Source organism: Yoonia sp. R2331, assembly GCF_041103235.1.
Classification (GTDB): Bacteria; Pseudomonadota; Alphaproteobacteria; order Rhodobacterales; family Rhodobacteraceae; genus CANMYO01.
This window is the reverse complement of sequence record NZ_JBGCUN010000001.1, coordinates 2,717,655-2,743,313: the sequence shown is the minus strand read 5'-3', so window position 1 is coordinate 2,743,313 and position 25,659 is coordinate 2,717,655. Positions and strand designations below refer to the sequence as shown.

At 59.1% G+C, this 25,659-nt stretch carries 27 protein-coding genes; 15 read left to right on the top strand and 12 right to left on the bottom strand.

What is annotated here, in order from left to right:
* Nucleotides 1–84 precede the first annotated feature (84 nt).
* A complete protein-coding gene (locus tag AB3Y40_RS14090; RefSeq protein WP_369439419.1) occupies nt 85–303 on the bottom strand; it encodes a YdcH family protein in 219 nt (72 codons plus the stop codon).
* Between the two features lie 158 nt (nt 304–461).
* Between AB3Y40_RS14090 and AB3Y40_RS14085 the strand changes: the two genes are divergently transcribed.
* The 5 genes from AB3Y40_RS14085 (at nt 462) to AB3Y40_RS14065 (ending at nt 3,562) form a co-directional block, all read left to right on the top strand.
* Nucleotides 462–875: an Hsp20 family protein gene (locus tag AB3Y40_RS14085; protein WP_369439418.1), complete on the top strand. Its 414-nt coding sequence runs from the start codon at nt 462–464 to the stop codon at nt 873–875.
* Nucleotides 876–878: 3 nt separating this feature from the next.
* A complete protein-coding gene (locus AB3Y40_RS14080) occupies nt 879–1,103 on the top strand; it encodes a DUF1150 family protein (protein ID WP_369439417.1) in 225 nt (74 codons plus the stop codon).
* Nucleotides 1,104–1,181: 78 nt separating this feature from the next.
* Nucleotides 1,182–2,411 carry a beta-ketoacyl synthase N-terminal-like domain-containing protein gene (locus tag AB3Y40_RS14075; RefSeq protein WP_369439416.1) on the top strand — a complete coding sequence of 410 codons (1,230 nt, stop codon included), beginning with the start codon at nt 1,182–1,184 and terminating at the stop codon, nt 2,409–2,411.
* 102 nt (nt 2,412–2,513) lie between these two features.
* Nucleotides 2,514–2,876, top strand: a complete 363-nt coding sequence (locus AB3Y40_RS14070) for a VOC family protein (protein ID WP_369439415.1) — start codon at nt 2,514–2,516, stop codon at nt 2,874–2,876.
* Nucleotides 2,876–3,562, top strand: coding sequence for a helix-turn-helix transcriptional regulator (locus AB3Y40_RS14065; protein WP_369439414.1), 687 nt, complete (start codon nt 2,876–2,878; stop codon nt 3,560–3,562). Before AB3Y40_RS14070 ends, AB3Y40_RS14065 begins: the two co-directional genes overlap by 1 nt.
* A gap of 48 nt (nt 3,563–3,610) precedes the next feature.
* Here the strand turns inward: AB3Y40_RS14065 and AB3Y40_RS14060 are convergent, their stop codons facing one another.
* From AB3Y40_RS14060 to AB3Y40_RS14040, 5 genes are all read right to left on the bottom strand, one after another.
* Nucleotides 3,611–5,695 carry a vWA domain-containing protein gene (locus AB3Y40_RS14060; protein ID WP_369439413.1) on the bottom strand — a complete coding sequence of 695 codons (2,085 nt, stop codon included), beginning with the start codon at nt 5,693–5,695 and terminating at the stop codon, nt 3,611–3,613.
* Entirely contained in the window at nt 5,692–6,228 is a 537-nt protein-coding gene (locus AB3Y40_RS14055) for an RNA polymerase sigma factor (protein ID WP_369439657.1), read from the bottom strand. Before AB3Y40_RS14055 ends, AB3Y40_RS14060 begins: the two co-directional genes overlap by 4 nt.
* A 60-nt stretch (nt 6,229–6,288) precedes the next feature.
* Nucleotides 6,289–6,786: a hypothetical protein gene (locus AB3Y40_RS14050; RefSeq protein WP_369439412.1), complete on the bottom strand. Its 498-nt coding sequence runs from the start codon at nt 6,784–6,786 to the stop codon at nt 6,289–6,291.
* 78 nt (nt 6,787–6,864) lie between these two features.
* The gene (locus AB3Y40_RS14045; protein WP_369439411.1) at nt 6,865–7,605 is read right to left on the bottom strand and encodes a LytTR family DNA-binding domain-containing protein; all 741 of its coding nucleotides are present in this window, start codon (nt 7,603–7,605) and stop codon (nt 6,865–6,867) included.
* 217 nt (nt 7,606–7,822) lie between these two features.
* Complete coding sequence (locus tag AB3Y40_RS14040) at nt 7,823–9,295, bottom strand: NAD-dependent succinate-semialdehyde dehydrogenase (RefSeq protein WP_369439410.1); 1,473 nt, start codon at nt 9,293–9,295, stop codon at nt 7,823–7,825.
* A gap of 70 nt (nt 9,296–9,365) precedes the next feature.
* Here AB3Y40_RS14040 and AB3Y40_RS14035 point away from each other — a divergent pair, with 70 nt between their 5' ends.
* Nucleotides 9,366–10,142: an alpha/beta hydrolase gene (locus AB3Y40_RS14035; RefSeq protein ID WP_369439409.1), complete on the top strand. Its 777-nt coding sequence runs from the start codon at nt 9,366–9,368 to the stop codon at nt 10,140–10,142.
* 10 nt (nt 10,143–10,152) lie between these two features.
* Here AB3Y40_RS14035 and AB3Y40_RS14030 read toward each other — a convergent pair whose 3' ends face one another.
* Genes AB3Y40_RS14030 through AB3Y40_RS14015 form a run of 4 tightly spaced genes read right to left on the bottom strand, consistent with a single transcriptional unit; the run spans nt 10,153 to nt 13,008 of the window.
* Nucleotides 10,153–11,115: a P1 family peptidase gene (locus AB3Y40_RS14030; RefSeq protein WP_369439408.1), complete on the bottom strand. Its 963-nt coding sequence runs from the start codon at nt 11,113–11,115 to the stop codon at nt 10,153–10,155.
* Complete coding sequence (locus tag AB3Y40_RS14025) at nt 11,115–11,561, bottom strand: hypothetical protein (protein WP_369439407.1); 447 nt, start codon at nt 11,559–11,561, stop codon at nt 11,115–11,117. Before AB3Y40_RS14025 ends, AB3Y40_RS14030 begins: the two co-directional genes overlap by 1 nt.
* Entirely contained in the window at nt 11,558–12,298 is a 741-nt protein-coding gene (locus AB3Y40_RS14020; protein WP_369439406.1) for a glucose 1-dehydrogenase, read from the bottom strand. Before AB3Y40_RS14020 ends, AB3Y40_RS14025 begins: the two co-directional genes overlap by 4 nt.
* Entirely contained in the window at nt 12,289–13,008 is a 720-nt protein-coding gene (locus tag AB3Y40_RS14015) for a DsbA family protein (protein WP_369439405.1), read from the bottom strand. Before AB3Y40_RS14015 ends, AB3Y40_RS14020 begins: the two co-directional genes overlap by 10 nt.
* Nucleotides 13,009–13,265: 257 nt before the next feature.
* Here AB3Y40_RS14015 and AB3Y40_RS14010 point away from each other — a divergent pair, with 257 nt between their 5' ends.
* The 9 genes from AB3Y40_RS14010 (at nt 13,266) to AB3Y40_RS13970 (ending at nt 22,281) form a co-directional block, all read left to right on the top strand.
* Nucleotides 13,266–14,102 (top strand): L,D-transpeptidase, encoded by an 837-nt coding sequence (locus tag AB3Y40_RS14010; protein ID WP_369439404.1) that lies wholly within the window; start codon nt 13,266–13,268, stop codon nt 14,100–14,102.
* A 134-nt stretch (nt 14,103–14,236) separates the two neighbouring features.
* Nucleotides 14,237–15,316, top strand: coding sequence for a coiled-coil domain-containing protein (locus AB3Y40_RS14005; RefSeq protein WP_369439403.1), 1,080 nt, complete (start codon nt 14,237–14,239; stop codon nt 15,314–15,316).
* A gap of 3 nt (nt 15,317–15,319) precedes the next feature.
* The gene (locus AB3Y40_RS14000) at nt 15,320–15,598 is read left to right on the top strand and encodes a hypothetical protein (RefSeq protein ID WP_369439402.1); all 279 of its coding nucleotides are present in this window, start codon (nt 15,320–15,322) and stop codon (nt 15,596–15,598) included.
* A gap of 548 nt (nt 15,599–16,146) precedes the next feature.
* Nucleotides 16,147–16,473, top strand: coding sequence for a hypothetical protein (locus AB3Y40_RS13995; protein WP_369439401.1), 327 nt, complete (start codon nt 16,147–16,149; stop codon nt 16,471–16,473).
* Nucleotides 16,460–17,581 (top strand): hypothetical protein, encoded by a 1,122-nt coding sequence (locus tag AB3Y40_RS13990; protein ID WP_369439400.1) that lies wholly within the window; start codon nt 16,460–16,462, stop codon nt 17,579–17,581. The genes AB3Y40_RS13995 and AB3Y40_RS13990 overlap by 14 nt, the downstream gene beginning before the upstream one ends.
* 64 nt (nt 17,582–17,645) lie before the next feature.
* The gene (locus AB3Y40_RS13985) at nt 17,646–19,577 is read left to right on the top strand and encodes an AAA family ATPase (protein WP_369439399.1); all 1,932 of its coding nucleotides are present in this window, start codon (nt 17,646–17,648) and stop codon (nt 19,575–19,577) included.
* A 387-nt stretch (nt 19,578–19,964) separates the two neighbouring features.
* Entirely contained in the window at nt 19,965–21,335 is a 1,371-nt protein-coding gene (locus AB3Y40_RS13980) for a DUF6638 family protein (protein ID WP_369439398.1), read from the top strand.
* A complete protein-coding gene (locus AB3Y40_RS13975; RefSeq protein ID WP_369439397.1) occupies nt 21,326–21,592 on the top strand; it encodes a hypothetical protein in 267 nt (88 codons plus the stop codon). Before AB3Y40_RS13980 ends, AB3Y40_RS13975 begins: the two co-directional genes overlap by 10 nt.
* Nucleotides 21,593–21,600: 8 nt before the next feature.
* On the top strand, nt 21,601–22,281 hold the full coding sequence (locus tag AB3Y40_RS13970) for a DUF1523 family protein (RefSeq protein ID WP_369439396.1): 681 nt from the start codon (nt 21,601–21,603) through the stop codon (nt 22,279–22,281).
* A 116-nt stretch (nt 22,282–22,397) separates the two neighbouring features.
* Here the strand turns inward: AB3Y40_RS13970 and AB3Y40_RS13965 are convergent, their stop codons facing one another.
* Complete coding sequence (locus AB3Y40_RS13965; protein ID WP_369439395.1) at nt 22,398–24,701, bottom strand: aldehyde dehydrogenase family protein; 2,304 nt, start codon at nt 24,699–24,701, stop codon at nt 22,398–22,400.
* Nucleotides 24,702–24,704: 3 nt separating this feature from the next.
* Complete coding sequence (deoC, locus tag AB3Y40_RS13960) at nt 24,705–25,628, bottom strand: deoxyribose-phosphate aldolase (protein ID WP_369439656.1); 924 nt, start codon at nt 25,626–25,628, stop codon at nt 24,705–24,707.
* Nucleotides 25,629–25,659: the final 31 nt, after the last annotated feature.

Here is a 25,659-nt window from a genome sequence, read left to right as displayed (position 1 = left end):
GTCAGGCGCAATTGTCTAAGCCAGCAGAATGTCCCGTTGCGTGAGTATTCCGCAACGCAACATCAGAGCCTTTGGTGTAGCGCGTCACGCGATGATGTCGGGGGTCAGCCGATCCTCAATCCCGGCGATGCGGTCTTTGAGCGCGAGTTTCTGTTTTTTGAGCCGTTTGAGCGTCAGCATATCGCCCGTGCCGCGGTCCTGCAGGGCCGCGATGGCGTCATCAAGGTCGCGGTGTTCACGGCGCAAAACCTCTAGCTTGATGCGCAGGACCTCTGTTTCGTTCATCCGGGGTGAAGAGTTCATCGGTATGTCCGTGGTTCGGGGTTGCGCACAAGATAGGGGGTTTGGGGCGTTCCGCATAGTCTGGGGTTGCACCAAAGGCCCCGAATTCCCATATTTCTATCACGGTTGCCGCAACGGGACCGGATTAGAGATGTCGCTTGGATCAAAGGACGTGTCGCATGACAAAATTGGCTTTGGGGACGCATCCGTTCCTGTTGGGCTTTGAACAGCTGGAACGACTGGTGGAACGCACTGCGAAAACCGGCAACGAAGGCTACCCCCCCTACAACATCGAACAGACGTCCGACCGGTCTTATCGGATCACGCTGGCTGTGGCTGGCTTCGCCGAGGACGATCTAGCGATCACGGTCGAAGATTCGTCGCTGGTGGTGCGCGGCAAGCAGCAAGAGGACACCGAAGGGCGCGTGTTCCTGCATCGCGGCATTGCGGCGCGTCAGTTTCAGCGCAGTTTCGTTTTGGCCGATGGTGTCGATGTGGGTGAGGCGGCGATGGAGAATGGGTTGTTGCATATCGACCTGAATCGCAGCGAACCGGACCGTGTTATTCAAACGATCCAGATCAAGAAAGGGTAAGTCATGCACGCGAAAATTGACCTTGATGGGCTGAGCCAGAAGATTGTCTATCTCAAGCCCGTGGCCACAGCAGACCTGCCCGATGAGGTCCGCGCGCAGGCGGGTGATACGCAGATCGTGTTTGCCGTGCATAACGGCGACGGCGAACAGGTGGCGTTGGTCGCCAATCCGGCGATTGCCAGCCATCTTGCAGCAGAACACCAGATGCAATTGGTGACGCTCCACTAAGGCCTCCGGGGCCTTTCCATCTTGCACGCCCTGTCTGCCCTCGCCTAAACAGGTGAGAACTTAGGGGAAGGGCATTTCATGCGTCGTGTCGTGGTTACCGGGTTGGGCATCGTCTCACCCATCGGGAATAATGCGGAAGAAGTGACTGCCGCGCTCAAGGCTGGCAAATCAGGGATCGAGGCGTCAGCTGATATGGCTGAACACGGGTTCCGTAGCCAGATTGCGGGCACCTTGAAGATCGACATCAGCGAACATGTTGACAAACGCACCCTGCGGTTCATGGGGCCGGGGGCGGCCTATGCCTATATCGCGATGGGGCAGGCAATTGCAGATGCTGGGCTGGGCGACGATCAGGTAAGCCATCCAATGACCGGCGTGATCGCAGGATCAGGCGGGCCGTCCACCTCTGCCATGTTGGCCGCGCATCAGACGGTGCTGAAAAGTGGGGCGACCAAGCGGGTGGGCCCGTTTGCGGTGCCTAAGACGATGTCATCGACGGTGAGCGCCAATCTGGCGACCGCCTATCAGATCAAGGGCATGAATTTCTCGATCACCTCGGCCTGTTCGACGTCGCTGCATTGTATCGGCATGGCTGCCCAGCAGGTGGCGTTGGGGGCGCAGGACATCATGTTTGCCGGTGGCGGCGAAGAGCTGGACTGGACCCTGTCGTGCCTGTTTGACGCGATGGGCGCGATGAGCAGCAAGTATAACGACACGCCGACGCGCGCGAGTCGCGCATTCGATGCGGACCGCGATGGGTTCGTGATTGCCGGTGGTGGTGCGATGGTGGTTTTGGAGAGCCTGGAAAGCGCGCAGGCGCGCGGGGCAAAGATTTACGCTGAAGTGACAGGTTTCGCGGCCACCTCGGACGGAGCCGACATGGTGGCGCCTTCGGGAGAGGGCGGTGAGCGGGCGATGCGCGGTGCGCTGAACACGCTGCCAGAAGGACGCAAGGTCAGCTATATCAATGCGCACGGCACTTCGACCCCCGTCGGCGATGTGGGTGAGATCGAAGCAGTGCGCCGTGTCTTTGGCGAAGGCTCAACGCCGCCGGTCAGTTCCACCAAATCGATGACCGGCCACAGCCAAGGTGCGACGGGCGCACAAGAAGCGGTCTATTGCCTGCTGATGCTAGAGCACGACTTTATCACGCCATCGATCAACGTGGAAACGCTCGACCCAGCACTGAAACCCGCTGAGATCGCGACAGAATTGGTGGAAAACGCCGGTCTGGACACGGTGATGACCAACAGTTTCGGCTTTGGCGGGACCAATGGGTCGATGTTGCTAAGCAAGTTCAGCAGCTAACCACGCCAAAAAAGCGCGATAGTACTGAAACCTGCTGACACAATGCTGTCAGCAGGGCTATGTCAGAAGGGTCATGTCAACAAACCAAGAAGGAGATATGACATGGCTGACCGCGTGATTATGGCTTGGGGCGAGATCCCAGTTTCGGACATGGAAAAGTCGGTGGCGTTCTACAACGACGTCTTTGGCTACCAGATGGAAATCGACAATTCCGGCCCCAACCCGATGGCGGTGCTGGGTGGATTGATGAACAGCGCGGGCGCGCATTTGTACCCCGGCGCACCGGCTGCCGATGGCGGTAACACCATCCATCTTGCGTTGCCCGGTGATCTGGAAAGCGGCATGAAACGCTGTAAGGCCGCCGGTGGTGAGGTTGTGAGCCCGCCCATCGGTATCCCTGCAGGCCGGTTCGTTTATGCCAAGGATATTGATGGCAATTCCATCGGATTGTTCGAGGCGGCCTGATGCGCCGCGCCGACCGCCTGTTCCAGATCCTGCAATTTCTGCGTGGCGGTCGGCTGACCACGGCGGCGCGGCTGGCCGAACAGTTGGAGGTCACGCCGCGCACCATCTATCGCGATATCGCGCATCTGATCGGCTCTGGCGTCCCCATCGAGGGAGAGGCCGGGGTCGGCTACCTGATGCGCGACGGCTACGACCTGCCGCCGCTGATGTTTACACAAGAGGAGATCATCGCACTGGTGGCGGGGGCGCGCATCCTGCAGACGTGGGGCGGCACCAAGATGGCCGTTGCCGCAGAGGAAGCTTTGGTCAAGATCGACACGGTGTTGCCGGAAGAGCTGCGCTTGCGGTCCGGCCAGGTGAACGTCCATGCGGTGGGTATGCCGTGGCAGGGCGGCGAATGGCGTGATTTTCTGGATCAAATCGAGATGGCCTCGGAGAAGCTGCGCCGGTTGAAGATTTCCTATGCTGATGAGGCGGGCAACGAGACAGAGCGCACGGTGCGCCCATTGGGGGTCTGGTTCTGGGGCAAGGTCTGGACGGCGATTTGCTGGTGCGAATTGCGCGACGGGTTCCGGATGTTCCGGCTGGACCGGATCATGGCACTGGAAGACGCCGGGCCGTTTCGGCCTGAAAAGGGTCAGACCATGCGCGATTTCTATGAAACCGAAGCCTATCAGCGCCACTGAAAAGGCCCCGGCACAGGGCCGGGACCTGAGAAATCTGACAGCCAGTTGCTACTGGTCGAGACTGTTTGCAAGGCGCATGAGTTGCACCGCTTCGGTGCGATAACCGAATGGGTCCATGCCACGGGCGCCGTTGGCGAGCGCGATAGCATCCAAATAAGACCACTCGCCCAGATAGGTTTCACCCCGCAGAAGCTGTCCGAAGCCTGCGATAGCGGCGGCAAATTGTGCCTCTGCGCCCGCATCTGACGCGGTGATCGGGGTGGACAGAAGTTGGCTTACTTCTTCGCCCGGTGCTTTGTAACGCAGTTTCAGAAACCCCAATTCTTCACTGGTCTCAGCCACGGCCTCGGGCTGATAGCGCAGCGGATCGGACAGTTGCGCGGGGCTGCCGACAGGGGTGACTTCGTAAATCGCGGTGACGGAATGGCCTGCGCCTAGCTCTCCTGCATCGACCTTGTCATTGTTGAAATCTTCGCGGTTGAGCGCGCGGGTTTCATAGCCGATCAGCCGGTATTCGGCGATTTGGGCAGGGTTCCATTCGACTTGGATTTTCACGTCGCCCGCAATAGTGAATAGCGCGCCGGTCAACTGGTCAACCAGCACCTTTTGCGCCTCTGACAGGGTGTCGATATAGGCGGCGGTGCCGTTGCCGTTCTGGGCAAGCGCCTGCATCGTGGCGTCGTCAAGGTTGCCGCGCCCAAAGCCAAGGACTGACAGATATGTGCCCGTGTCGCGCTTGTCAGCGATGAAATCCGTGAGCGCATCAGGGTCATGGATGCCGACGTTGAAGTCACCGTCGGTGGCCAAGATCACGCGGTTGACCTCGCCCTCTGCGGCCATACCTTCGGCCACCTGATATGCCTGTTCCAGCCCGCCGACGCCATTGGTTGAACCGCCCGCGCCAAGGCTGTTGAGGGCGCGTGTGATCGCGGCCCGATCAGAGGCGGCGGTGGGTGCAAGGATCTGCCCGGCGGAGCCTGCGTAGGTGACAATGGCGACCTCATCCTCTGGCCGGAGCTGGTCGAGCATCAAGAGGAACGACTGGCGCAAGAGCGGCAGTTTGGCGGGGTCATTCATGCTGCCCGAGGTGTCGATGAGGAAGACAAGGTTGAGCGGCGGGCGGGTTTCCACGGCGGGCAACTGGCCTTGCAGTGCGATATGCACAAGCTGGGTGTCGGGGTTCCACGGGGTGGCCATGGTGCTGACGGTTGGGCGGAACGGTGCCTCGCCCGCGTCGGGGGCGGGGTAGTCATAGGGGAAGTAGTTGATCATCTCTTCGACGCGCACCGCGTCCTTAGGCGGAAGCTGCCCGCGCATCAGCGAGGAGCGGACGACAGAATAGGCGGCAGTGTCCACGTCTATGGAGAAGGTGGAGACGGGGGTTTCAGCCGTGATCTTAAGTGGGTTGGGTGTGGCTTCTGGGAAGGCCTCGGTATTTGGCTCTGTCGGCTGGATTGCGTCGACAGGCGGCGCCGGGGCAACAAGTGACAGCGTTTGGCCCTGCGCTCGGGTGCGCGTTTGTGCGAGGGGTGCCTCAGCTGCGACCATCCCACCAACGGCAAGATCCTGCGTCGGGGAGGGGGTTGCTGCGGCAAGGGAGTCGATGACAACAACGGGGGCTTCCATCACTTCGGGGGCAAGACCCGGTGCGGCTTCTGTCGATTGCAGCGTGGCGAAGTCATCGGCCTCTGCCCTGTTGTCCTGCGGCTGAGGCGTTGCAGTGATTGTTGCGGTTTCATTGGGTGATTGAGGGGCGACATCCGCGTCGAAAAAGAAACCGCCGGCATCGCCTTCGCCATCAAGTGAAGCTTGGCCGCCGAAACGAATGGTCTCTTTTGAGGTCGCTGGAGGCGCGCCCTGCCAAAGGTCCTGACCCATTGGGGTCACAAACAGAAAGCCGACGGCGACGAGGGCGGTGGTGGCGGTCAATCCGCCTTTGGTGGTCAATGTGTCCAACATGGTTTTCACTCCTGAAAAGAAATTTCTAGAAGTGGGACGCGGGACAGGGCGCGATCCTTGGAGCGCGTCGAAATTTTCTTGTGCCAGCATCAGATTTTCGGCTCGGCGCTGCGCATCCGGGCGCGGGGTGGCGCTGTTCATGAGGGATTTGATGTCGTCAAGATCGTCGGTCATCCGGCATCCTCCATTTCCTTGATCGCGCGCAGGCGTTTCTTGGCTTCGGATATGCGCCAGCTGATCGTACCTTCGGAGACGCCGAGCACTTCAGCGGCCTGGGCGTGGGTTGCATCGTCAAGCACCAGCGCGAGGGTGTCGCGCAGGTCTTCGGGCAGTTCGTTCATCGCCATCGTGAGCCAATCCACCGCGCGTGAGGTATCGGCATTGGCGGCGGTGCGATTGAGTTCCCAATCGCCCCAGCCGGTTGTGGCCTTGGCATAGGTCGCGCGTCTGCGGCGCCGGTCGTGGGCCGCGTTTACGGCGACCTTGTAGAGCCATGTCGTGACCCGCGCCCTGCGCTGGTAGCTGGCCAGTTTCGCGGGCAGGGCCGCACAGATGTCTTGGGTCAGATCTTCGGCCTCTGCTCGGGCGCCGGTCAAGCGAAAGCAGAATGCAAAGAGCCGGTCATAGTGACGATCCAAAAGCGCGGCAAAGGCGGCACGGTCGCCACCTGCCGCCGCGAGGGCCAGGTCTTCGTCACTGGTTGTCATACGCATCACGGTGGTTTGACGCGGGCGCTGCGTCAATCCTTGGCGGCCATGTGAAAAAAATCAGTTTGCTGCGATGTGGCTGCGAAAAGCCGTTGTCAGTGTGTTGCGATCTGAGGGACCGCGCAGCGACCGGGTAAGCAGGCCAGAGCCGTCAAAGAACAGCAGGGTGGCGTAGCCGGCCCCGTGGCGCGAGGCAAATGCCTGACCCGACGTCGTGGCAAGTGAGGCGACAAGGTAAGTCAGGTCCTCGTCGTCAAAGGATTTGAGGGCTGCGCGGGTTTCCCGTTCGAGCGCAAGGCAGGGTGCACAATTGGGATCATGGACCTGCACGATGGCGGGGATGCCCTGACCCATCCGGCTGAGGTCTTGTTCAAACCGGTCAGCCTGGGCAGAGGATATAGTCCACCAGACGCCGCCAGTCACCAAAAGGCCAAGGGCCGCAATAGCCCGGAGCCGGCCAAGGCTTTCGCGGCGGGTCATCGGACGGGCGACCGATTGGTGTGGTGTCTTGCCCTTGCGGGCCCGTTGGCGTGCTTTGCCGGATTTTTTCTGAGCCATGAAAGTTCCTAACAATTCAGGATGAGCCGCGGGGTCACGATTGATTTATCTGCGATAGTGGGGTGCCGTGCTGTCCGTTCAGGTCGTTCGCATTGCCGATTGAAGCGTGTCGAGATAGGTCGCGCTGACGGGCATCTGGCGCCCGTCTGATAGGGTGACGCGGGTGGTATTGCCGGATTTCGCAAGGGTTTTCATGTGCGGAATCGCCACCCAATGGGATCTATGGGTGCGCAAGCCGTCGAGCTCTGCCACCTCGCGCAGGGCATCGGTGAAGCGCATCAGGATCATGGTCTTGCCCTGGGTCGTTGTGACTTCGACATAGTGATCCTGCATCGACATGGAAACGATGTCGCGCCCCAGCTCGGCAGGCAGTCGCTTGTGCAGTGGTGAAAGCTTGGGCTGCGCGGCACTACGCTCTGGCCGCCAGTCGATGTATTCGACCGTTCCGACAATCGCGCCGATCACGGTGACCTGTGCCCAGATCCGGACAAGTGAGGCCATGTTGATACCTGAGGGGCGGAAAACCTCATTGGCGAATTCCACAATTGCGGCCCCCGGCACCGCGGCCAATGCAGCACCAAGGGACACCTTGAGGATACTGTTCCATCTGCTCAGGCGCGCTGAATTGAGCGCCACGGTCATGAAGACATGCATGAAAAAGCCGATGCCGATCATGATAACGGTCCAGTAGGTGAACCGTTCCGCAAGGGGCATCGTGTTGTAAGAACCAAAGGGTCCCACGACAGAAAAAATCAGGATCATGGTCATGAAGATCGCTGTCTTCACTTCCCAGCGGATTTCTCCAAAAATTTGGCGCATCGCGAGTTATCGAATCCCTGAAATTCACGAACAAATCTGATATTTCGCGAAATCCGCTTTGAAAACAAGGGATGTGGGGCGCTATCGTTTTCAAGTGGTCGTGAGTGGCTGCAGTATTGGTAACGGTGTTTATTTCAGTTTTGCCCCGGCATCGGCATAGCGATGCCGGGGTTATTCTTGTCGGATAAGCGTCAAACGCGCGTCATGCGCAGGCGGCTTAGACCGACATGCAGATATATTTCATTTCCATATAGTCTTCGATCCCGTGGCGGCTGCCTTCACGGCCAAGGCCGGACTGTTTGACACCGCCGAAGGGGGCGACCTCGGTCGAGATGATGCCGGTGTTCACGCCGACGATCCCGTATTCCAGCGCCTCGGCCACTTTGTGCACGCGGCTGATGTCCTTGGCGTAGAAATAGGACGCAAGACCAAAGATCGTGTCATTGGCAAGTGCGATGACGTCGTCTTCGTCTTTGAATTTGAAGAGTGGCGCGAAGGGACCAAAGGTTTCATCGGTGCTGACCAGCATGTCCTTGGTCGCACCGGTCACGATGGTCGGTTCAAAGAACTGCCCGTCAAGCGCATGACCGCCGGTCAGGACCGTGGCCCCTTTGGCGGTGGCGTCGTCCAGGTGTTCCTGCACCTTTTCAAGGGCGGCGGGTTCGATCAGCGGGCCAAGGTCGGTACCGTCAGTCAGGCCGTCGCCGACCTTCAGCGCCTCAACCGCGGTCTTCAGCTTTTCGGCAAAGGCGTCATAAACCCCGGCTTGCACATAGATGCGGTTGGCACAAACACAGGTTTGGCCGTTGTTGCGGAATTTGCAGGCAATGGCACCTATCACGGCTTCGTCCAGATCGGCGTCGTCGAACACGATGAAGGGCGCATTGCCGCCCAACTCCATCGAGCATTTCATGACCTGATCGGCGGCCTGCCGCAGCAGAATGCGGCCCACTTCAGTGGATCCTGTGAACGACAGTTTGCGCACGGTTGGATTTTCGCAGAATTCCTTGCCCACATCGGATGAGGCAGTTGAAGTCACAACAGACATCAGCCCGGCGGGGATGCCCGCCTCTTCCGCCAGTTTCGCCATCGCCAGCGCCGAGAGCGGCGTCAAGGATGCGGGGCGCACCACAAAACCGCAGCCTGCAGCAAGCGCAGGGGCCACTTTGCGGGCGATCATGGCGTTGGGGAAATTCCAAGGCGTGATGGCAGCGGCCACGCCAATGGGTTGCTTGATTACAGTGATCCGCTTGTCAGGCTGATGGCCGGGGATGGTTTCGCCATAGATACGCTTTGCCTCTTCTGCGAACCATTCGACGAAAGACGCGCCATAAGCGACCTCGCCCCGCGCTTCTGCCAATGGTTTGCCTTGTTCGGCGGTCATGATGATTGCCAGATCTTCGGTATTGGCGAGCATCAGGTCGTGCCATTTACGCAGAGCCGCAGCGCGGTCTTTGCCGGTTCGCGCGGCCCAGGCATGGCGCGCCTTGTCGGCAGCTGTGATGGCATCAGCAATTTCTGCGCGCGACAGGTCGGCCACATTGGCGATCACATCGCCACGTGCGGGGTTTGTCACTGGGAATGTCTTGCCAGAGGCGGCATCCACCCACGCGCCGCCGACATAGGCTTTTTCACACAAAAGCTCTGGCCGGCTCAGGTGTGATTTCAAATCCGTTACTGTGTCGCGCATGATGTCCCCCTTGCTGTCAAACGCCTTTTTGACTTGATTGGCAGTTAGGCACAGCCGAAAGGGAATGGAAATGGATATTGATGACGCCTTTGCCAATCTGGCATATGTCCCCGACGGCGCGCTTTTGCCCGCCCGATGGGCGCAGGAAGGGCAGCGCTATCGCGAGCGCGCGCGCTATCTGGCAGATGTGCCTTATGGTGAGGGTGCGCGCGAGGTCTTTGATCTGTTCCTGCCTGAGCGCTTGCCCAAAGGTACCATGGTTTTCATTCATGGCGGGTATTGGCGCAGTTCGGACAAGTCGGACTGGTCTTATCTGGCCGCCGGGGCGGTCGTGGCCGGTTGGGCCGTGGCGATGCCATCTTATGACCTGTGCCCGGAGGTAACGATTGCTCAGATCACGCAGCAGATCGGCAAAGCCATTGGTACGATTGCGGATCGTGTGCCGGGGCCATTGCGGATCACCGGGCATTCGGCGGGCGGGCAACTGGCGGCGCGGATGTTGGCCCCGGATTTGGCGGCAGAGTGGACCGAACGCGTTGAAAAGGTGGTGCCAATCTCGGCGGTGGCGGACCTTGCACCGCTGTTGCAGACGCAAATGAACAATGATCTGCGGCTGGATTCAGACATCGCCCGCGCAGAAAGCCCGATCCATCAGCCACCGCCAATGGTTCCTGTGACTGTCTGGGTTGGCGGGGACGAGCGCCCGGTCTTTGTGGAACAGGCCCGTGCCCTGGCAGATGCATGGGCGTGCGAGTTGGTGAACGACGCAGGGCGGCACCATTTTGATGTGCTTGACGGGCTGCGAGATGCGCACAGTCCCTTGATGCGGGCGATTTTAGGCGATTGAGCGTGGTCTGCTAAGGCGCGAAGGTGCGGGCGTAGCATGCGGGTGCCTCGTGCGGGGCAGACCGCGCAAGATAGACACCGCGCGCAATGGCACGGGCCATGCAGGTGGCTGCGGCATGGCCGAGGTGAACAGGGTCAGCAGCAGGAACATCGCCAGTGCTGACCGCAAAGATCAGATCGCCATCCATCGGGGTATGTGCAGGCACCAGCGCGCGGGCGATGCCATCATGTGCCGCGGTTGCAAGGCGCGTACATTCGGCCTGTGTCAGTCGCGCGGATGTCGCAACGATCCCGATGGTAGTGTTTTGCGCGGAAAGTTTGGTGACAGGTGCATCACGCGGATAAGTCGCAGATGGGCCAAGGTTGCCAAATTCGCCGTCTTCTTCAAAGGGGGCGGCCCAAAAGTGCGGACCATCGCCGACGGTGGCTGATCCGAGCGCGTTCACGGCCACAAGTGCGCCCACAATGGTGCCATCGGGCAAAGCGGTCGAGGCAGAGCCGAGCCCGCCTTTCAACGTGGCCGTTGTTGCCCCAAACCCCGCGCCCGCCGTGCCAAGCGCAAAGCTCTGTTCAGCCGCCTGAAAAGCGTCCGCGCCAAGGCCGTGATAGGGGTTGCTGGTCCAGTTTTTGTCGCCGCCATTGAGCAGATCAAACAGAATTGCACCGGGCACGATCGGCACGCGCATCTCGCCCACCGCAAAGCCGCGACCGACGGTGCGCAGGGCGTCGGTGACACCCGAAGCGGCATCAAGACCAAAGCTGCTGCCGCCCGACAGCACCAGCGCGTCCACCTGTTGCACCAGCTTGTCAGGCGCCAGCAAATCAGTCTCTCGCGTGCCGGGTGCGCCGCCCATGACGTTGACGCCGCAGGTGAACGGGCGGTCCCCTGTCAGGACCGTGCAGCCTGATTTCAAAGCCGCGTCTTGCGCATTTCCGACCAAAAGGCCGGGCACATCGGTGATCAGGTTCCGCATCAGACCGCGACCAATTGCGGGCCGAGGTAGGTCAGCCGGTCGGTGTCGTCCAATTCGTAAGGAAGTCCGCCAAAGGCGTGTTCTGTGATTAAAATCAGAGTGTTGTCCCCGGCCATGCGCAGCACGATGTCGTCAGCCTCTTGTTCGGACAGGAATTCGATTAGTCGTGTTGGAATGTCGCCGTGGATCATCTCGACCTCATCCGTGTCGATGAACGCTCCGGTCAATTCGCGCGTCAGATCGACCGGGAGATCAGCACCGGGCGCGATGAAGCAAAACCTGTGCGCCTCTTCCGGGCCGTCAAAATCGGCGCTGAACAAATGCAGACGCAACTGCCCATCGGGCGTTGGACGTGCACGTTTGGGCGCGGGTGTCCGCAACGGTTCTGAGGGGATCAGGCGCAAGGCGTGGCGGCCAAGCCTGCGCAGGAGTGGGATCCAGTTCAAATTGTGCGACCTCCGTCGATTTCCAGCGCCACCCCGGTAATCAACCCTGCGCTGTCAGAGCAAAGGAATGTGGCGGCGGCACCAATGTCGTCGGGAGTGGAGAACCGGCCCAAAGGGATGCCCGACAGAAATTTTGCCCGCATCTCTGGCGACTCTCCTCCCATGAAATCTGCAAGAAGCGGGGTATCGCCCGCGACAGGGTTCAGCGCATTCACGCGGATGTTGTAGGGGGCAAGTTCAATTGCCATTGCTTTGGTGGTCGTGATCATCCAGCCCTTTGACGCGCTGTACCAGATCAGGTTCGGGCGAGGTGAGACGCTGGCCGCCGAGGCGATATTGAGGATCACGCCCGATTTGCGCGCCTTCATCGCAGGCACCAGATGACGGGCGGTGAGGTAGACGGATTTGGCGTTGACGGCGAACACGCGGTCGAACTCTTCCTCGTTCACATCTTCCATCGCACCAAGGGCATGGGTCGTGCCGGCATTGTTCACCAGAATGTCCAGATCACCCAGTTGATCGGCCACGGCATAGGCAAGCCCCGCGACCGAAGCATTGTCGGCGACATTGGTAGTGACGGCATATCCCCCCACCTCTACCGCGACCGATTTTGCGGCGTCAGCATTCAAATCGGCGATCATCACCTTGGCCCCTTCGGCCGCGAACGCGCGCGCGATCCCAGCGCCAAAGCCTGATCCGCCGCCGGTGACCACCGCCGTCTTACCGTCTAACCGCATACCTGATTGTCCTGTCGTTCCGTCGCGATGATCTGCGCGATCTGATGCTCTGGCAAGGCACCTAGGATCACTGTGCGCCCGATTACGGTGCCGGGTGTGCCATAGATGCCCAGACGTGCGGCGACGCCATACTCTTGTGCCAAGTGGTTCGCGACCGTTGCGCTGTCGATGTCCGCGACCCAGCGCTGATGGTCGAGGCCGGTGCGGTCTGCAATATCCGCCAGTCGTGCCGGGGTGATAGGTCCGGGGGTGCCCAGCAAGATGCTTGCGATATCCTGACCCGCGCTTTGCAGCTTTGCCGCAAGAAAGACCTTTGCGACAGCAACAGAACGGGGCCCCAGCAAGGGCAGTTCGTGGCGGATCAGCGGAATGGGCTGATCGCCGATGGCGGCACGGGTTGCGGCCTCCATTCTGGGGCAGTTCGGGCATTGCACGTCCGAGAAATAAGCAATGGCCAAGCCGTCGTTGCCGCCAAAAAGGGCGGGGCAAAGCGCGCCGGTGAATTGCGGTGCGGGTGCATCAAGACCTGCGAATATGCCTGCGCTGGCAGAAAGGGCACTTGCGCGATCCAACTGCCGAAACGGCTCTGCGCCCGGAATTGCGGTGAATGTCACAGGGTCCTGGCCCAAGCGCGCCAAACGCGGCGCGCCCCAAACCCAGCCTGCGATTGCGGCTAGTCCGACCCCTTGCAAGACGCGGCGGCGTTTCATGATTTATGGCCCTTCATGGGCACAGCATGCATGGGCGGGTTCAAAAGCAAAAGGGTGTGCCGCACGTCCGCACCCGCTGTTTAGCGCGTAAATGGGTGAACCGGCTTCTAATGGAGCAGCTCCGCGCGCGGAAAGGTGCAGGTTTTGCCGTCAGGACAGGAAAATTCCCCCTCGCTTTTCCGTGAGGGGGAGCCTGGGTCGAATTGCACTTTTGTGACAGGGTGCTATGAAACCAAAGAGTCTTTATAGGTATGCATATGCTGTCTGTCCCGAATATTTCGCGCCGCGCCTTTGGTGCGATGTTGCTGTCCACCGTGGCTGCTTGCGGCCCACGTGTGCCTGCATCCAACATCGACGTGCCAGAGGCGATGAATTTTGCACCCGGATACGAGCCTATTTTCGACGCGGGCTACAACCTGCCGGGCATTCCGCCGGAATATACTCAAGGGGATAATCGCCGGATGTCCGGCCTTTATCTGGGCGAGCAAAGCGCCGGCACTTTGGATGTCGATCCTTATGCGAAGTTTTTGTACTTTATCGAAGAAGACGGTCGTGCGATCCGCTATCCGGTTGGTGTCGGGCGCGCCGGGCTTAGCTTTGCGGGCAACGGTGTCATATCGCTGAAGCGGAAATGGCCGGGCTGGACGCCGACGCAGAACATGCTGCGCCGGGAGCCAGAGGTCTATGGGCCGTTTGCGCGCGGCATTCCCGGTGGGTTGCGTAGCCCGTTGGGTGCGCGTGCGCTGTACCTCTACCGCAACGGTCGCGATACGTTCTTTCGCATACACGGCACTAACGATTTGGAATCAATAGGAAATTCCGGTTCCGCTGGCTGTATTCGCCTGTTCAATCAGGACATCATCGACCTGTATGATCGCTGTCCGCGCGGGATCAGGGTGCATGTGCGGTCGCGCGAGGAATCCCTACGCGTCGATCCAGAAAACTATGAGCGCGGTGTTGAACTGCCGCCCCGCCAGATCGACCCGGATGAGATTTATGGTGAAGAGGCGTTGGCCAACGATCGCCCACCTGATTTTGACGCGGTGAATCCAGACGATCTAGTGTTTGAAACAGCCGTTGGCGGCGATACCTAAACCGCCACGCAAGTCCCCTGAATTGGTCAAGAATTCGTCACGTTCACCGGTGAAAACCGCATGACGTGGATTTGTAAAATGGTGTAACATTTCCTAGATTGAATGTAACACCAAGACCAACAGGGGAATTTCATATGGCCGATTTCGACGCGCAGATTCAGGAAAGTCAGACTCAGGTCGCAGAAGCGCAAAGCAAGATTTCTGAACTGACCAGCCGGATCGAGGCAGCGCGGCAGAAGATGGCACAAGGTGCTGATATCTCTGTCGATATTGAGAATGCGAGCCTTGAGGATGTGCATGCGCATACCGAATTGATGAACGCGAATATCGCGGAACTCATTATGGGTCTGGATGATGTGACCGCCGCCTTTTCCAAGGATTTTGATGAGATGCGGTCCAAGACCACGATGGAAAGCATCGTGGGTTGGTTTTCTGCGGGCAAGTCCGATTCCATGCGCGAAGAGCGGATGCGCACAGCATCGGTCGATGACAAGTTGCAGGATCTGATCAGCAAGTCGGACGTGATCACCAAGTTGCTGGAAAGCCAATTGGCGACGCTGAACGAACAGAAAACCTCTGTGGAAACCAACTTGCAAGGCACCCTGACAGAGCGAGAGACGACCGTGGCCGAGTTGGAAACTGTGCGCGCCGATGTGCTGGGCATGGATCCCAAGATCATTGAGCTAGAGAACAAGATTTCCGTGGAACAGGATGCCGCTAAGCGCACCGCCTTGGAAACCGAACTGGCCGCTTTGAACACCCGCTATAATGAGTTGGTGCAGGAAGAGCAGGTCAAACTGGCAAAAAGCCAGACGCTTGAGCGCTATATCGAAAAGGGCAAGACCTGGATCGACAGCCTGCAGAATCAGGCGGCGACGCAGATGGTGCTGATCAACAAACTGCAGACAGACACCAAGCAGCGCGTGGTGCTCTATGATGCCCTGTCAAAGTCGTTGAAGACCGCACAGCAGCAGGACGTGGCGCATAAGATCAACGAGATCGGCGTGCAAACGGATCAGGAAGCGCAGACCGCGATGGCGGCGATTGGCTCTGCCACCAACGCTCGCATGGCCGATATGATGGAAGCCCACGAAGACCACATGGTCTTTGCCCGCGAGGTGCTGGAGCAGAAGGCAAAAGCCGACGAACGCTTTATCCGCCGGTTCCAGAAGATCGTCGAGAAGCACGATAGCAATCAGTATGGGGATCAGTAGGGCTTGAAGACGCTCCTGCGGCCGTTTGGATTTTTTCTGGAGATTGTCTTTGCGTTCCATTTTGGGCGAGGAGATCGATGGTGGGCATGGATCGCGGGGCTCCTGATCCCAATATTTGTGTTGGGCGCCTACATTAATTGGAACGCGGGTGAATGGAATTTGAATTCTTCTCAAATCGTTCGGCTGAACCTGTGGATTGCTGCCTATGTTGCGATTTCCGCTCTTGGAGTCATTTGGCGGCGCCATCGACAAAGGAAAATTGTGGTGGAATCTACTGAATGACTGACGCGCCAACACTTTTCCAATTTAGGCCAGAAAATGCCTGTGTTGCGCGCAGGAACGTTGGCAGAATTGGAAACACTCGCGATCATCTTCCAGCGGGAGGGCAGCCTGTAGACGCTCTCTGTAAAGGCTGGATGTTGCACGAAATGGCCGGGCGAGACTGATGGTGAAATTCGAAAGATACGCAGGGGTTTGGCTTGGGGGTGGCTTGACGATTTTCGCTTTTGTTCTTTGCTCGCTGATCTTCAATGCTCAATTGTCAGATTTAGCCTTTGACGCTTTCCGGGTCCGAGGGGGCCAACCGGAAATGCGCACGAACGGAGATTTTGCGCTTTGGATCCCCGCGACTTGGGCGGAGTATCTTTGGGGGAAGTTCAAGATATTCGCATTGCTTCCGGTTCCGCTCGGCGTGGCCGCAATTCTAATTTGGAACCGACATGAGAGGCTTGGCCAAGAATGACCAAAACTGACCTCTCCCTCGACCACTTCAAGCTGGAGGATACCCGCGTCACGCGGTGGTATTTTGGCAAGGCAATTTGGTGGCGCCAATGACTGAGAGAACACCTGAGGCCAAGTCGGTCTGGGATTGGACATTGGTCCAGCAAGGATTTGCAGTTGTTCTTCTGATTTTCGCACTTGCCGTTTTTCCGGCTGGCGACGCCTTTGGCTTTTTGTCAGTTCTGCTTTGGCTCTTGTTTCTGACAGTTGTGGTGTTCGCCGTTAATTACGCCTACCCATTTATTGTGAAGACGGGGGCAGGGGCGTCCCCATTTCTCTCTTGGCGCGATGCGAGCGAGAATGCCAAGCGGCTTAATACCTTGGGCCGAAGTGGAGAAGGTCTTCCTACAGAACGGAGGGATCATGACCAAAACTGACCTCTCCCTCGACCACTTCAAGCTGGAGGATACCCGCGTCACGCGGCGGTATTTTGGCAAGTTTGAAAAGATCACCAATCACCTGACAAAGGTGGCTGCAACGATGGAGGCCGAAGCGCGGCTGTCCCGCGCGGATATCGAGGCGATGACGCGCTATCTGGCCGGGCTAAACTACACCTTCCGGGCACTGGCGCATAAATACCATTTCAGCGGGCGCTGGGATCACGCGGGGCAGTTGACGTTTGATCGGGTGGACAGCGGTTTTCCGGTGTATCAAGAGCTGCTTGAGATGGCGAATGATGCGCTTCAGGCCGAACGGCATTTGAACACGATGCCCGACAGCGACACGCTGAAAGACCAGATGGTACGCGTGATTGTGGGCGAACAGGCGATCCCGACCAAGCTGCAATATGCGCTAAGCCAGCGGCTCTATTACGAGGAACTGCTGAAAGGGCAAATGTTCTGGGCGCGGAATGATCCGCAGGCGGTGTGGCTGGGCAATGATGGCGAAAGGCGACACTTTCAGATCCATTGGGCGGTCTATGACAGTCAGGTCAACCTGCCGACGATCTACTTGATGGACGTCCATGACACCGGACGCACAGGCCTGCCCAAAGACGAACGGCGTTGGCCCGAGGCGCAGCAGCATTTGATGGCGCAAAGCCTTGCGCATCTGAAGCTGCTGACGATTGCCAAAGGCTTTGACGAGGATTTCGACGATCTGCACCCGGTGCGGCTGCGCCGGTTTCACATCGGGCCGATGTATTCCAGCGCCTTTACCCGACAGACGGGACCGTTGCGCGAAGTGCTGGAACAGGCCCGCGCGCCGGTGGGCGAGGATTGGGCGTTGGTCTGGACCGAGGAAGAGTTGGTGTCAGAGCGGGTCGAACATGTGAAATCCGGCTGGTTCGGGTCTGTGGAACGGCAGATTTTCGCGCTTGATCCCTTTGCCGGGCAGGGTGGGGAAACAGGTGCCACGCGGATGGAACGGTCATTGATCATGCCGGAACGGCCCTATCAGGCGCTGGCAGAGCGCGACCCGCCGGGGTTTCGCGACGTGCGTAAGTTTGTCGTCGGCGATGGCGGGCGGGTGTTGAGTTACAGATGACGAATTTTCGACGAAAATTCGGTGCCTCCGGCGGGGATTATTTTGGCCAAAAGAAGGTGGACCAATGAGTCAGACAAGTGATCAGATGGAACTGCGCGAAGAAGATGTGCAGGCGCACTATGCAGCCGCGCTCGATCTGCTGGATGGGTTCGATCACAGTCCGAGAGTGTCCAAGGCAACGGCAGGCGCCGTTGAGGGCAAATCGGCCGGTGTGCCAACGCGCCGCGCGTTTCGGTCGACCACGCCAGGGCTGTCGACACGGCGCGTGCAGCGTAAGGAAGGCGTGCAGCTGATCAACCGGATTGAGGCGGTCGGCGATGTAGGACTGGTCACCCCGTTGCAGGCGCATGTGCAGCAGGGGCTGCGCCGCGCGATCGCACTGGCGCTTGCGGTGGCCGAGCAATACGCGGAACGGACGGAGCTGAAAGACCTCAAACGGGCCAATCTGGAAGGGGCCTTGGCCGATGCGCGCAAGACAGCCTTTTCAGAGTTACTGACCGCCGAGGCGCTGATTGCGCTTTACACATTTGCCAATGCAACGGCGTTTCTGCTGGCCGATCACGCGACTGAAGAAACCGTTGAGGTTGGCGATGTTGAGGAATTGCTGACCGAGAACGCGCAATTGGCGTTGCATGGCGCGCTGTGGGAGTTGGATCAGGACATCGCAAACCTTGGCGCGGATGAGCCCAAGATGGTGGCAACCGTGTTGGGCTTTGCTGAGGCATTGATGGACAAGGTCGCAGGCCGGGCCAGCACGGCGGCCCGGTTGGAACCGTTCGTGGCCGCCGCCTGGCGGGTCGAGGCGGATGATTTTGTCATCGACGGTTTCACCCCGGCGCGCGCCAAGAAGGGCAGCACGCTGACCATGACCTTCAAAAAGCCCAATGAAGTCGTGGGCAACCATATCGCCAAGTATCAGGCGATGAAGCTGGCCAAGATGGTGATGGCCTATGATTTTGACCGCAAGCTGAACCCCTTTGCCGAACTTGGCGGGTTTATCTTCACCTTCATGGGTGACGGAAAGCCGGGCACGGGCAAGACCACGCTGATCCAGATGATGGCGGGCTTGATCAACGACTATTGTCAGGTCGCGGGTTATCCGTTCCGTTATCAAAACCTGAGCACGGACAATATCGACAGCTATCAGGGCAAATCGGGGCAGAACGCAAAAGCCTTTATCAACAACGTGTTGGACCCCGGTGTGATCGGCTTTGGCACGATTGACGATATCGACCAATTGGCGGGCAAGCGTGGCGATAGGCAGTCCAGCGCGGGTCAGTTGGAAATCACCGCCGTACTGATGGAAAGCTTTGCAGGCGCCAATACGGTTGTGCGCGGCAATTGCACCTTTGGCATGTTCTCGAACTATCCAGAGAACGTCGATGACGCGCTGCGCCAGCGGGCCGGGGCGCGGTTTTTGGTGGATGGGCCGCAGACGCGGGACGACTATATCGACATTCTCTATCTGCTGATGGGAAGAAACCATGACATCCCCGTGGGCAACCATGAGGTCTTTAGCGCGCAAGAGATTAAGAAGGCCGTCGCGGCCAGCTTCGAAAGCCACAGCCGCCCGCATGAGCCGGGGCTCATGAAAGTGTTCGACCGGGTGCATGACCAAATCGGTGATCTGGACACGATTGCCAAGATGGGCACCTATCTGAAGGGCATCCAAGAGGCGGACGAGAGGTTCACAGGCCGCGCGATCAAGAACATCACCGATGCGGTGAAAGTGCGGGCGATGGACTTTGAATTGCCTGATGAATGGATGGAAGATCCAGAGTTGTTCCTGCGCAAGGACTATGACGCCAAGAAAGCGATGATTGCCGATTTGCGGGTGCCGATCACGACCGAAATGGTCATTCAGGAAATCAACCGCTACGCGGACAGTGAATTCCGCTATGCCGACAAGTCTGACGAGGTCGCGATTGACGCGATGGTCCGCGACTTTGGCCGTCAGGAAGAGGCCAAGAAGCGGTATCTGGAGGGCAAAGGTTGAACGCCCTTTCCGATAGCCTGCTGTTCCCGGCAATGGTGTTGGGGTTTTTGGCGTGGTTGGTGCCGAAATTGCTTGCGATAGTGCTGGACGAGGGGGTGAAGCCTTTGATGTTCAACGCCTTCCTTTCAACCATCTTTCTTTTTGCGCTATCGTCGGGGTTTTTCTTTATCCTTTACGTTTTGCGCGGCGCACCTTTGGGAGAGTTGTCAGGGTATAGCGTGACGGACAATATCGTCTTTTTCGGGCGTTTAGGACTAAGCGCGGCGCTGATATGGGCACCGATAATGATCTTGTCGGTTGCAGGTCTGCCAAGGCGATGGACGCGCGAGACATGGTAATCAATTTGCAGAGGGCCGGTGAGCGGATTGCCCACCCGATGGAGGTGATATGCACCGCCTGATTGAAAAAGGACTGATGTTTGGCAACCTTATCCGCGTGGATAGTCCGGTGCTGGTCGAACGGTACAATCGTGCGCTTCAAAGTCTGACGGGCAAGTCTACGACGCTAGAGGCGTTTCACATCGACATTTCGGGCTATTCGCCTGAAGTCGGGGACGAATTGAGTGATGATCTTTATCTGAACCATGCAGGGGTGAATCGGCAGTTCATTTTGCTAACGACAGATCAAAAGACCGCGCCGCTGCTCAATGCGAAGTTCTCAACCTCTCGCGGAATACTGCGGCAGTTCATCTCAGAGAACGAAAGGGCGCTTTTTGCGCTGACCGCACGCGATGCGGTGGCGGGGGAATTGGTGAACACGGTCTACAACGTTGAGGATCCGGTGCGGTTGTTCGATATCAGGCGAGTGCGGATCGAGGCGGATACGACCTATGGCACGGTTGCCACTGCGAAGCGGCTGGGTCAAATGATCGACCAATTCAAGCAAGACAAGGATGCATGGTTTGACGATGTGCTGATCGGCGAGATGATCGGGTTGTCGAAGGAAACCGGCGATGTGACGCGCAACCCTGTCAAACTGCGCGAGATGGCCTTTGATCAGGACAACTTTTGGACCGCGCATTTCGGTGGGCTTTATATCTTTCGCGATGTTGAACACCCGGCTGCGATCGCGGCTGCCGAAAAGGGGCGGTTGGGCAAGCTGCCGATCCCTTATCTGATGGATTTTGATGACCGGGCGGCGATTGCGAAGTTCCTGGAGCTTAATGAACTTGTGGAACCTGTCGCACGGGCGCGCGGCATTGATGCAGGTGCGATCCTGCACCAGAAGATGGATTTTGTGGTGGCCGAAGTGGCTGCAACCATGGGAGAGAACCTGACGGGGGCCACGCGCCGCGATCTGCGTAATCTGGGCCGACGCTACGCCAAGTTGCTGCCGCCAGAATGGCAAGGATTGGCTGCCTTGGCGCGCTGGGCCGAGGAAGACGGGCCCTGGCCGCGCATCACGTCAGATCATCCGGCTTATTTCTATACGCTGCGGGCACGAGACCATGCGGATGCAGATCTGGTAAATATGTTATTGTCGGAACTGGCACCCTTGGACATTCGGCAGCTGTTTATTTGCCACAAGGAGGCGTTTTATCGCGCCTATGCCACATGGCCAGACGAGAAAAAGGCCTATGTGGCGGAATTTTTGGCAAACGAGTATCAGGTGGATAAGGCCGGCACGCGGGCGGCCTTGTTCGGGCACGAGGCACCGATGGTTGAGCCACAGGTGGCAAAGCCGCCGCCGGTGCCGGATATGATTGACAGGGTCGGCCCGTGGGGGGCGATCAAGCGGAGGTCTTCGCCATGGGATTAGTACGGCTGGTTGTGTTCGGCTTCATCGCGCTAAGTGTGATCTATCTAAGCGTTTCGATCTATTCACGCTCTGTCCGGCGCGAAAAGCTGGAGAAGCGATATGATGCAGAACCGGTTGAAGGCATGACCCGCAAGCAATACGTGGAAAAAGGGATCGCGGAGTATAACAGCGGGCTGAGGCCGAAACTGTTGCTGCTGATCTATGTAGTGCCGGCTGTGCTAGTGTCGGCGATTGTCTATATCACGAATGCGAATTGAGGTCTGATATGCGAGCTTTGGGAATTACATTGCGGTTCATTCCGATCCTCTTTCTGGGGTTGTTGCTGCACTATGTGCTGCCGCAGCATGATGTTGTCCGCATCACCTCGACCGAAGTGATCCGCACGGATTTCTCTGGCTGGAACCGGTTGTTCTATGCGCAGGCTGACAGCGGTAATGTAGAGCAGCCGACACGTGATCTGCGGCTGATCAACACCGAAAAGAAGAAGACGTTTTTTCTGGGGTTCATGCCGCGGGACGCGACCGGCGTGATGGTCTATCGCAACGAGGATACCGGTTGGATCTGGCCGCCCTATTTCAAATTCGACAGCTCTGATTTGCAGGCCGAGGCGGCGAGTGCGGCGCGCACCGATGGTTGGGCAGTGATTACGCATTATGGATGGCGGATCAGGTGGGCCTCGATATATCCCAATGCGATCGCTGTGCGGCCTGTTGATGGGCCGGATGTGCAAGTGATCCCGTGGTTCAACATTTTCTTCTTTGGCTTCCTGATTGTCGCGATTGTGATGATCCGGCGGATGTGGTTCCAATTCCGCGAACGCGCGCTGGACCCGGCGCTGGATTCCGCCGGGGACCGGCTGGACGAAGTGCAGGCAGGTGTGGCCGAAAAGCGGTCAGGTGTGCGTAAGTGGCTGAACACGTGGCGGTCCAAACAGAACCGCAAGTGACCGGATTGTGCGCGGCAGAGCCGCGCGCGTGATGTTTTGCACCGCCATCCGGCGGCGCGTCTTGGGGGCTGTCTGCCCCCAAACCCCCGAGGATATTTCTGGCCAGAAGAAGGGGCTTAGGCGCCGTAGGGAATCCAGATATTCTTGATCTCTGTCGCAGCGGCGAGCATGTCTTTGGCCGACGGTTGCGCGGGGTTGATCCAAGTGCGTTTGAGGTTGCCCGCGGCCCCTTTTTCAATAGTGGTTGAGAGGTCGGTTCCAGAGAAGGACCAGACCGCGTCGATATCCATGTGCTTGCCCGCGTGTGGGGCAAGTTCGGCGTGGTCGCCGGTCAGGATGTTGACCACGCCACCGGGAACATCCGAGGTTTCCAGGATCTGGTAGAGATCGGTCGCCGCCAGCGGGAAAGGTTGGCTGGGCATCAGCGTGATACGGTTGCCCATTGCAATGGCAGCGGCCATCGGGCTGATGGTGCCAAGAAGCGGCCAGTCGTCTGCGCAGAAAGCGGCGATCTTGCCGACCGGTTCTTTCATCGCCAGCGCAACACCTCGGATCGGCACCCCGTGTACCTGACCGTCGTATTTGTCGGCCCAGGCGGCGAAGGTGAAGAGGGTGCTGATGCAGTGCTGCACCTCTGGCGCGCCAGATTTGCCGGTTAGGTCCTTGATCCGTTTGGCGAGTTCATCGCCACGGGCCGAAAGGTTTTCCGCGATATAAAAGAGGATTTGTGCGCGCAGGTGGCCGGAGGTTTTGGCCCAACCTTTTGCGGCGTTCATTGCCTCGACCGCGTTGCGCAGGTCCTTTCGGTTGGACAGCGACACCTCGCCCAAAAGCGCGCCTTTGGGGCCAAAGACCGGGCGGGAATAGCCACCATCGGGGCGGGATTGCTTGCCACCGATATAGAGCTTTGCTGTGCGGTCGAGCGCATCAGTTGGTCCGCCTGAGCCGGTGAACGGGGCGATCGAGGCGGGTTTGGTGGGCTTGGTCTTGGGCTTGGTGTAGCCTGCCAGCCCTTCCCAGCCGCCTTCGCGGCCAAAACCACTTTCGCGCACGCCGCCAAAGCCAGCGGCGGCATCCATCATGTTGGTGCCGTTGACCCAGACGATGCCCGCGGCCAGCTGTGGCGCAATGTCCAAGGCGAGGTTGATGTTTTCTGACCAGACAGAGGCCGCCAGCCCGTAACGGGTGTTGTTGGCGATCTCAACCGCCTCGGCGGGTGTGCGGAATGTGCAGGCGGCAAGGACTGGGCCAAAAATTTCTTCCTGCATCAGGTGGGACGCGGGTGCGAGGCCGGTGATCAATGTGGGCGGGTAAAAACAGCCGTCGGGGGCTGTCGTCTGATAGGTCTCGCCCTCGGTATTGTCGGAGACCATCTTGCTGATCTGCGCGTGTTGGACCGGGTCGACGATGGCGCCGATGTCGATGGCCTTGTCGAGCGGATCGCCAATGCGCAGCGCATCCATGCGGGCCTTGAGTTTGGCGTAGAACCTGTCGGCGATGCCTTCTTGCACCAAAAGGCGCGAGCCTGCGCAGCAGACTTGCCCCTGATTGAACCAGATCGCGTCAACAAGGCCTTCGACGGCGCTGTCCACATCGGCGTCTTCAAAGACGATGTAGGGTGATTTGCCACCCAGTTCGAGCGAGAGAGCCTTGCCGGTGCCAGCGGTTTGTTCGCGGATGATGCGGCCGACGGAGGTTGAGCCAGTGAAGGCGATCTTGTCGACCTCAGAAGCTACAATGGCCGCCCCGGTGTCGCCGTCGCCTGTGACGATATTGATCACACCGGGCGGCACGCCTGCGGCTTCGGCGATCTCGCAGAAAATCATCGCGGAGAGCGGCGTGTATTCGGCGGGCTTCAGGACGACGGTGTTGCCCATCGCCAGGGCGGGGGCGATTTTCCAGGCCAGCATCAACAGCGGGAAGTTCCAGGGGATAATCTGGCCGCAGACACCCAGAGGCTGGCGGTCGGGCAGTTCAGCTTCCATCAGCTGGGCCATGCCCGCGTGGTAGTAGAAGTGGCGGATCGCCAACGGCACGTCGATGTCGCGGCTTTCGCGGATCGGTTTGCCGTTATCAAGGCTTTCCATCACGGCCAGCAGGCGGCTGTTTTTTTGCATGCCGCGCGCGATGGCGTAAAGCACGCGGGCGCGGATATGAGCATCTTTGGCCCATTTGGGTTGGGCCTTGCGGGCCGCCGCAACGGCGGTCGCGACCTCTTCAGCGGTGCCTTTAGTGACACCGGCCAGCTTTTCGCCGGTGGCAGGGTTGTTGGTCGCGAAATCATCACGGATCGGACCCCATTTGCCGCCGATGTAGTGCCCTGCGACCGCACCACGATCAGCCAGCCATTGCAGGGCCTCTGCAGCACTTTCGGGGGCCGGGCCATAGTCCATGTTGTCGAAGATTTCTTTGATGTTCATGGCTTATCCAATCGCGTGTCGCCAGCCAGCCGAATAGGCGCCAGTGACGTGGTGTTCGAGTTGCCGTTCGATGTCGCCCAAAAGGGACGATGCGCCAAAGCGGAAGAGGTCGGGTTGCAGCCAGCGGTCTCCCAACTCGTCCTTGATCAAGGCGAGGTAGAGCAGTGCGTCCTTGGCCTTGGAAATGCCGCCCGCGGGTTTGTAGCCGACCTTGAAACCGGTGCGGGTTTCATAGTCGCGGATCGCGCGGATCATCGTCAGGCTGACGGGCAGGGTGGCGTTGACACTTTCTTTGCCGGTCGAGGTCTTGATGAAATCGGCCCCGGCCATCATGCAGATCAGCGAGGCCTTGGCCACGTTGCGCAGCGTGCCAAGCTCACCCGTAGCTAAGATCGCTTTGACGTGGGCATCGCCGCAGGCGGCGCGCATTTCGCGCATCTCGTCATAAAGCGCTTGCCAATTGCCTGTCAGGACGTGGCGACGGCTGATGACGATATCAATTTCCTCAGCCCCGGCAGCCACGCTTTCGCCAATCTCTGCAATGCGGAGATGAAAGGGGGAAAGACCTGCGGGAAAACCGGTCGAGACGGCAGCAACAGGGATGCCGGTGCAGCGCAGGGCGTCAACGGCGGTGGGGACCATGTCGTGGTAGACGCAGACTGCACCGGTGGTCAGACCGGTCATGCCAAGCTGGTCCAAAAGGTCCGCGCGCACAGGCTGGCGCGCTTTGGCACACAGGCGGCGGACACGGTTCACGGTGTCATCGCCTGAGAGGGTGGTCAGGTCCATCAGACTGATGGCCTTGCAAAGCCAGGCTGCCTGAAAGTCTTTCTTGATGCTGCGCCGCCCGCCAAGGGTCGCGGCGCGGCGTTCGATGGCCGAGGTGTTCGCCTGGGCAGAGGCGACCCAATCAAGGTCAAGCGGCATCCCGTCATTGCGCGGCTCGTGCACCTGCGGC